The organism is Vibrio sp. 10N.261.52.A1, assembly GCF_002876325.1.
Classification (GTDB): Bacteria; Pseudomonadota; Gammaproteobacteria; order Enterobacterales; family Vibrionaceae; genus Vibrio; species Vibrio chagasii.
The window spans coordinates 7,503-14,752 of sequence record NZ_MCYD01000952.1 but is presented as its reverse complement, the minus strand read 5'-3'; the positions used below and the strand labels follow the sequence as shown (position 1 = coordinate 14,752).

The following is a 7,250-nucleotide window of genomic DNA, read 5'->3' as shown; positions in this document are numbered from 1 at the left end:
GCAGAACACCGGTGCCTGTTTCATCTTGAACCTTAATACCAGGAACACTTTGAAGAGCAGAATCAACCGAAAGCGTACCCGTTTTTTTAATCTGTTCATTGGTCAAAACGGTACGAGCGCCAGGGTACTCTTTCACGTCCTCGAGCTCTGAGTTGCCGATCAAACTACCGGTAACGACAACCGTTTCCATGGTCGTTGTTTGAGGCTCAGATGCGGCAAATGCGCCCATGGACGTCACGGAAGCGATGGCCATTGATAGAGCACTTAGACGCAACTTTTTGTGCGATTGAGTACAGGGGTTACCATCCAAATTCTGGTAAGGCATGAAAATCTCCTAAAAAGGCAGGTTAAGGTCAAAGGCACCGTTATCGATTCGATGTGTCCTTTGACCTTTTGGGCTAAACGGCCTCAACATAAGGCCAAAACTGTTCGCTATTTGCTAGCAAACACAAATGTTTGAAACTGAGTTGGCATTTAGAACTGGTAGCCATAGCTGAGCATGAATTCAGCTGGTGCACCGTAACCAACCTGGTTGGTGCCAGACTTACCATTGGTTGTTCCAAGAATGTATTTCTCGTTCAGCACGTTGTAAGCATTCGCTTGGACTTTGTGACGACCGGTGGTGTACGCCGCCATCAAATCAACCGTGGTGTAATCCCCCAATGCGACGGCTTCGTCATTACCCGCATAGCGGTCGCCGACATATTTCACACCGCCACCTAAACGCCAGTTGTCGTCTAGCTGGTAGGTACTCCACAGTGAGAACAAATGATCAGACACGTCGTTAGGTTTCTTGCCTGTCTCTTTGTCTTCAGCATCGAGGAAGCTGTAGCCAATCGAAATGTCCCATTGGTCTGAAATCTGACCGCGAGCTTCCAATTCAATGCCTTGGTGGCGCGCCTCAATCTTGTTGATCACATCCCCGTCGGTATTCGTTTCAGGTTGCTCTTGGTCAATTTGGAAAACCGCTGCATTGAGCATCAAGGCGTTATCCAATAGGTAGGCTTTTGCACCGACTTCCTTTAGATCGGTATGGAAGAACTCCGCTAACTTCGGGTTGATGTAAATACCTGAGTAAGGTAATTGCCATGAACGAGCTAAGCTTGCATACACCGACATATCACTGTTGAGACGATAGACAACACCACCACGGTAGCTCACCTTGTTATCATCTAGGTGCTCTTTGGCAGATCCTGCCTTTTGTTGTTCCAGTTCCATAGAGTCATAACGAACGTTACCTATTACCGATAGATCGCCAAAGGTATAAACATCTTGAATGTAAACGCCAGTGGTCGTTGTGGTGTTATCACGGAACGGTTTAAAACCCGGATCCGGTGTTGGACCAGCAACAGGGTTGTATATATCTTTTGGGGGTAAAGTTTTATCGCTTGCAAGCGTAAGATCGATATTGATTTGGTTGTAGTCAGCACCAATCATCATTTGATTAGAATCGGTTTCCCAAACGAGTTCCGATTGCAGTGTTGTCGTGGTACGAGGGTCATAGCCGAAGTTGTTGACAGTTTGATCAACCTCGCTCCCCGTAACTATATCGTTACTTTGACGCGTGCCCTTTTGTTCTAACTCGATATGGTTGTATGCTGCGCGGTTGGTCCATGCCCATTCACTATTCAAAAGCCATTCGTAATTAACGCCAACACGAATGCTGTCCGACTCTTGATAATCATTGGTACCGCCGTAAAAAGTGCTTTCGGAAACATCGACTGGTTTACCATTTTTGGATGGAACACCACGGTAAGGCACTAATTCTTGGTGAGCATATTCAACATCGAGATCAATAGTATGTCCATCAGAAGGCATCACTCGAATCGTTGGGGCAATAAAGAAATCGTTAGAATCCACATGATCGACGTAAGAATCGGCTTGGCGATGCTCCACATTGATACGGCCATTAACCTTGTCTGAAAAAGCCATTGAACTATCAACTTGTCCAACAAACTGGCTGTTGCTGCCCACACTACCATTTACATTGGTGAAGTTTTCACCCTCTGCACGCTTAGTGACTAGATTAATGATACCGCCAGCAGAACCTCGACCATAAAGCGCACCAGCCGGGCCTTTAACAATTTCAACACGCTCAATGTTTGCGAGGCTTCGGTATGACTGTAAGGTCCCATCATCACGCATACCATCACGATACATGTCATTGAGTGAGTCAAAACCACGGATAACGAACTGGTCTCGGCTACCTTCGCCTAGGGTATTATTGACGCCAGCTACACCATCGAGTGCATCCACTAAACGTACCGCGCCTCGGTCTTCCATTTCTGTCTTCGTGACCACAGATACTGCTTGTGGTACGTCCAACCATTCAACATCTGTCTTGGTTCCTGACTGAGGCATATGTTCTGCATATCCTTCGTATTGGTGACCAATAATGTGCAATGTTTCATCCACTTTGGCTTGTTCTTCAGCCACTGCATTTGGTACGCCAACGACCACCGTCAATGCCCCTCCAATCGCGAGAGCAAGAGGAGATAAGTTCAATCTGATATCCATTTTCTAATTCCGTTTTAATTTATAAATTCTCAACAGCGCGAATGAAAACAAATATCATTTATGTTTGCAATATATATTTTTTGATCTATATTTGCCCGGCAATATGCAACTGCACTATTAACACCATTATCAATAAAAACAATAACATAGAAAGAAGCCTTCCCTAAAAACAAGAAAAAGGCCACTTGAATGCAAGTTGTGAGCAGGTAACAACAACGTTTTATAAATTAGGAAAGCCCAATGAAATCTACGATTATTATTGTGAGTCACGTCGTCAATGACGCAGTCACTCACGGCTTCGTACCGACAGCAAAAGCGATGGGGCTTAACGTCATACTGATCACAGATCACAAGCTCAGCCACCTAAAATTGAGTAACGATGACGAGCGTTTTAGCCCAGACGCAATTCTTGAATGTGATGTGTTTAATCCACTTGAACTTATCGATACCATCACAGAACAAAACCTGAAACCTAGCGCTATTTTTAGTAATAGTGATCACTTGCAAACCTCTACCGCTATCTGTGCGCAATTCTTCGGCTTACCAGCAAAAGATTGGACGGTAACGTTGCAAGCAAAGAACAAGCACCTCACTCGCCAAGTTCTGAGCGATAAATATTTACCCAATGTGCAAAGTGAATTGCTCTACCAAGACATAGACTCTACGTTGAACTTTACGTTTCCTGTCGTCGCTAAACCCAAAGAGGGCGTGGCAAGCATAGACGTCCAGCGTTGTAACTCTAAAACTGAGCTGGAGAATTATTGCGAACGCTTTTGGCAGAAACATCCGACGAACCCAATCTTGGTTGAAGATTTTTTGCAGGGCCCACTGATCACCCTAGAAACCTTGGGAGACGAAGAAAACTTAGCTGCACTTGGTGGGTTTGATGTGGAGCTCTCTGAGCCTCCATTCTTTATTGAAACTGCTGCGACTTGGAATGGCGACAACAGCACTCAATTCAAAGATGAATGTGTCAGACAGTTGAAGGCATTTGGCGTAGGCTTCGGTGTTTGCCACAGTGAATTCATTATCACAGAGTCAGGTCCTGTATTAGTTGAAATTAACTATCGCAGTATTGGAGATGGTCGTGAGTTCCTACTCGACAATCTAAGTGGAGGAAAGTGGTTCAGCACCATCTTAAGCCTTCACCTCGGCAGCAAGCTAGACCCTTCATTCCAAATAAGTGGCAGTGCAAATGTCCACTATGTTGTGGCAAATCAAAGTGGCGTCATCGAGGGGACATCTACATCTTTCATTCATCAAGATGGCGATATTGTCACGCAGCAGCAGGTACTCAAACACCCGGGTGACGCCTTCCTACAAAGCTTTTCCAACAAAGATTACCTAGCGCGAATTTCTATAGCATCACCCTCAGGGCAAAGTTTAGATGCTGCTCTTCAACGCACTATTTCTCGATTCAATCTAACGTCAAACAGTGAGGTGAACGCATGAGCAGCAACGCTTCATACCTAACTCAGCGACTAGTGGACACTTGCCTTCGTGAAGACCTATTCGGCTTAGTGTCTAAAAGTCAGTTCACAGCCAGAACGCCAGCTACCCTTACTAGTTCGAATTACCCGGATGAGCAAGCATGGGCTCTCTTTTCCCATTCTGATTTCACGCTTTACCTACCTGTCACGCCAAGTTACTACATGCAGCGCTGGGTTTACGGTTCTCCTAATGGGGTGGATGGTAGTGGTTGGCTAATCGAGAAAAAGGGCCAGTTTGAACTTCAGCATAACTATCATGATTGGATTCAATTATTAAAAGCGTGTGCACATGAAAGCTCCCCCCCATTGCTAGATGGTTACTTACAAGAACTGGAATGTGCAGAGGAACACAAAGCACTATGTGATAACGCTTTCCAGCAAAATTCTAATTCATTAATGCAGCCGATTTCTAAGCTGACGCATTGGAACCAAAAATTACTGCGTGCTGATCAAATCGCGTCGTACCTTGATCACCCTTTTTATCCAACCGCTCGCGCAAAATTTGGGTTAAGTGATACAGACCTCAAGCAATATGCACCAGAGTTTGCACAAAGCTTTACTCTGCGTTGGCTCGCGATTGATAAGTCACTCGTCACTTTGACAAGTTCACAGCCACAATGCTGGCCAACCATGGAGCAAGTAGGTCTACCGGGCGACTTTGCTGTGAGTCATCATTTATTCCCAGCACACCCTTTAACACTACAAGGCCTTGAGTCTCTTCCAGAAGGCATTATTGAAGCCCCTACTCCATACCTTGAGGTTACGCCTACACTATCGGTGCGTACCGTTGTTGTGAATTCTGCACCAAATATTCACATCAAAGTACCTCTTATCATGCGTTCTCTAGGTACCAAAAACATTCGCTTAATCAAGCCTTCGACTCTTTATGATGGACACTGGTTCGAGCGCCTATTAACGCACTTGGAACAAAATGATAGCGACTTACAAGGCACGCTATTTCATTGCAATGAGAAACACGGTGGACACGTAGGAGATGACAAGAGCTTCGCTTACATCGTGCGTGAATATCCATTGAACCATTCGCAAGATAAAGCACTCGTTCCCGTTGCCGCGTTGGCTAGCCCAATGCCCGATGGCCGCTTGTTCTTAGAGCACCTCGCCGAACAGTATTATCACAATGACACGTTAGCTTGGTTTAAGGATTACGTTGATCTGCTTTCAAAAGTGCATCTGAGATTGTGGCTTCGCTACGGCATTGCATTGGAGTCCAACCAACAGAACGCCATTATAGCGTTCGGTGCTCAGGGAAAAATGACCTTAGCGATGAAGGACAATGATGCAGCGCGGATTTGGCCTGAGCGATTTAAAAACTTCGAACACCTCTCACCGGTTAAGTGCGATCAATTGCTGGATCAACGCATTAAAGTAGACGAGGAGCTGGCTCTTGGTCAGATGTTCACGACCATCACGTTACAGCTCGATATTGCGGCGATTGTTGAAGCAATGGCCGCACAAGCTATTGCGCCATCGGCTGACCTTTACAAAATAGTGGCAACTAGCCTTTCACTACAGCTAGAGCAACTTCGCAATCAAGGTCATGACGTTTCACTTGCCAACGAGTTGCTATTTGAATCACCGAATCTATACGCCAAGTATTTATTAAGCTCAGGCAGTTTGCTCTCGAAAGAAGCCTCCGGTGCTAGCGATATAAACAAATTTTATGGGTTATCGGCTCCGAACTTCTTACTACTTACCAGTGAAGAAGCACAACACGCTTACTTAGAATCCATCAAACAGAGCGTGAACTAATCCACCATGACCAAACTCATTTATTGTGTGCTGTTCTGCCACTTCATAGCGGCATTCGCAGCCTTAGGCATGCCTCTGTTTTTACCTATGGTATTACCGACACTTGGCGCACATATCGATTCAGATTGGGCAGGCATTTTATTTATTTTGCCAACCTTTTGTACTGCGTTAGCTGCACGATTTTGGGGGCAGTTTGCAGATAAATTTGGCAGACGTCGCTCTCTGTTACGAGCACAACTAGGGCTTGCTGCAGGGTTTGCTCTGTGTGGTTTGGCAGACAGTCTGACAATGTTTGTGTTTGGTCTTATTGTTCAAGGAACCTTTGGCGGCACCATGGCCGCCTCTAATAGCTACCTATCAAGTCAAATTAAAGACGCAAAGACCCTCGGTACCTCACTGAATAAGACCCAGCTTTCTGCTCGTTTGGCATTGATTGTCGCGCCCATCGGCCTAGGTTGGACATTGTCAGACACGAGTCCGCTCAATGCGTATCTGTGGTTGTCTGCCTTGCCTTTGTTAGCATTGGCAATCACCCTAACGCTCCCTGCTGATAACTTAGAGAAATTGGATGTAGAGAAAGAAGCAAAAGACCAAGCAACAAGTCAAAGAGAACAAGCAACACACAAGCCGTTACGCCATCTCTACTGGGTGTTCGGTGTACAGTTCTGCTTTGCTTTTTCGATGGTCGTCACCTTCCCCTATTTCTCACCTTTTGTGCAGCAATACGGTGTGACAAACCAAGCGTGGATAGGCTTTTTATACGCTCTTCCACACGGTGTTTACTTACTCTTTGCCGGAAAAGTTCATCTGTTTTCAGAAAGGCTCAACCGCCGTCACCCGCAAAATACCTTGTACCTTGGTTTTGGCTTGCTCTCAGTCAGCACAGCGATGCACCTGATACCGGATCAAACAACGCTAATCATCGCTCGAGTTGTTTTTGGACTTGGGTTGGTCTGTTGCTACCAAGGGCTGCATCAAGCCTTGGCCAACCAAATCGACCGACAACAAAGTGGCAAGATATTTTCGCGATTTGATGCCATGTCTAAATGGGGTGGCGTTGCAGCAGGGTTAAGCGCGTCTTTTATATCAAGCTTAGGGTGGCTTGAGGTTCCTTTCTTACTTTCTACTTTGATTAGCTTTAGTACTGCTATCGCAATGATCATTCTTTCAAAATTTGGACATCGACATGTTAAACACTCATTCATCTCCAACTGAGAACCGAGCTGAAAACAAGACGCAAATAAATCACAGTCAGGTTCGGCTCAATCAAGAAAAAGCCCAATTAAATACCATCATGGGCGTAGTGAATTGCTACCTGCGTGAATACGCGATACCGAATAAGCAAGTTGATTGGTGCTTCAACTCAGCATCACTACCGCAGACATTAAAAAGAAACTTTACGGCCAAGCAACGTGTGGCAATACATCTCCCTCAGCAAAATCAGACGCAAGAGAGTGGCTTGTTAGTCTTGCC

The 7,250-nt window shown here is 45.5% G+C and carries 5 protein-coding genes and 1 pseudogene; 4 read left to right on the top strand and 2 right to left on the bottom strand.

The features are described from left to right. Nucleotides 1-325 (bottom strand): TonB-dependent receptor plug domain-containing protein (locus BCT81_RS20745; RefSeq protein ID WP_157938882.1); only part of this gene is annotated, 325 nt, incomplete at its 3' end. Between the two features lie 149 nt (nt 326-474). Continuing rightward, a complete protein-coding gene (locus BCT81_RS20740; protein WP_102425678.1) occupies nt 475-2,517 on the bottom strand; it encodes a TonB-dependent siderophore receptor in 2,043 nt (680 codons plus the stop codon). A 240-nt stretch (nt 2,518-2,757) separates the two neighbouring features. On the opposite strand from BCT81_RS20740, the gene BCT81_RS20735 reads away from it, so the two are divergent. From BCT81_RS20735 to BCT81_RS20720, 4 genes and pseudogenes are all read left to right on the top strand, one after another. Beyond that, on the top strand, nt 2,758-3,969 hold the full coding sequence (locus BCT81_RS20735) for an ATP-grasp domain-containing protein (protein WP_102425677.1): 1,212 nt from the start codon (nt 2,758-2,760) through the stop codon (nt 3,967-3,969). Beyond that, nucleotides 3,966-5,777 carry an IucA/IucC family protein gene (locus BCT81_RS20730; protein ID WP_102425676.1) on the top strand — a complete coding sequence of 604 codons (1,812 nt, stop codon included), beginning with the start codon at nt 3,966-3,968 and terminating at the stop codon, nt 5,775-5,777. Before BCT81_RS20735 ends, BCT81_RS20730 begins: the two co-directional genes overlap by 4 nt. A 6-nt stretch (nt 5,778-5,783) precedes the next feature. Further along, nucleotides 5,784-6,992: an MFS transporter gene (locus BCT81_RS20725; protein ID WP_102425675.1), complete on the top strand. Its 1,209-nt coding sequence runs from the start codon at nt 5,784-5,786 to the stop codon at nt 6,990-6,992. Next, nucleotides 6,964-7,250 (top strand): annotated as a pseudogene (locus BCT81_RS20720) (siderophore biosynthesis protein PvsD); the annotation flags it as partial. The gene BCT81_RS20725 and the pseudogene BCT81_RS20720, both read left to right, overlap by 29 nt.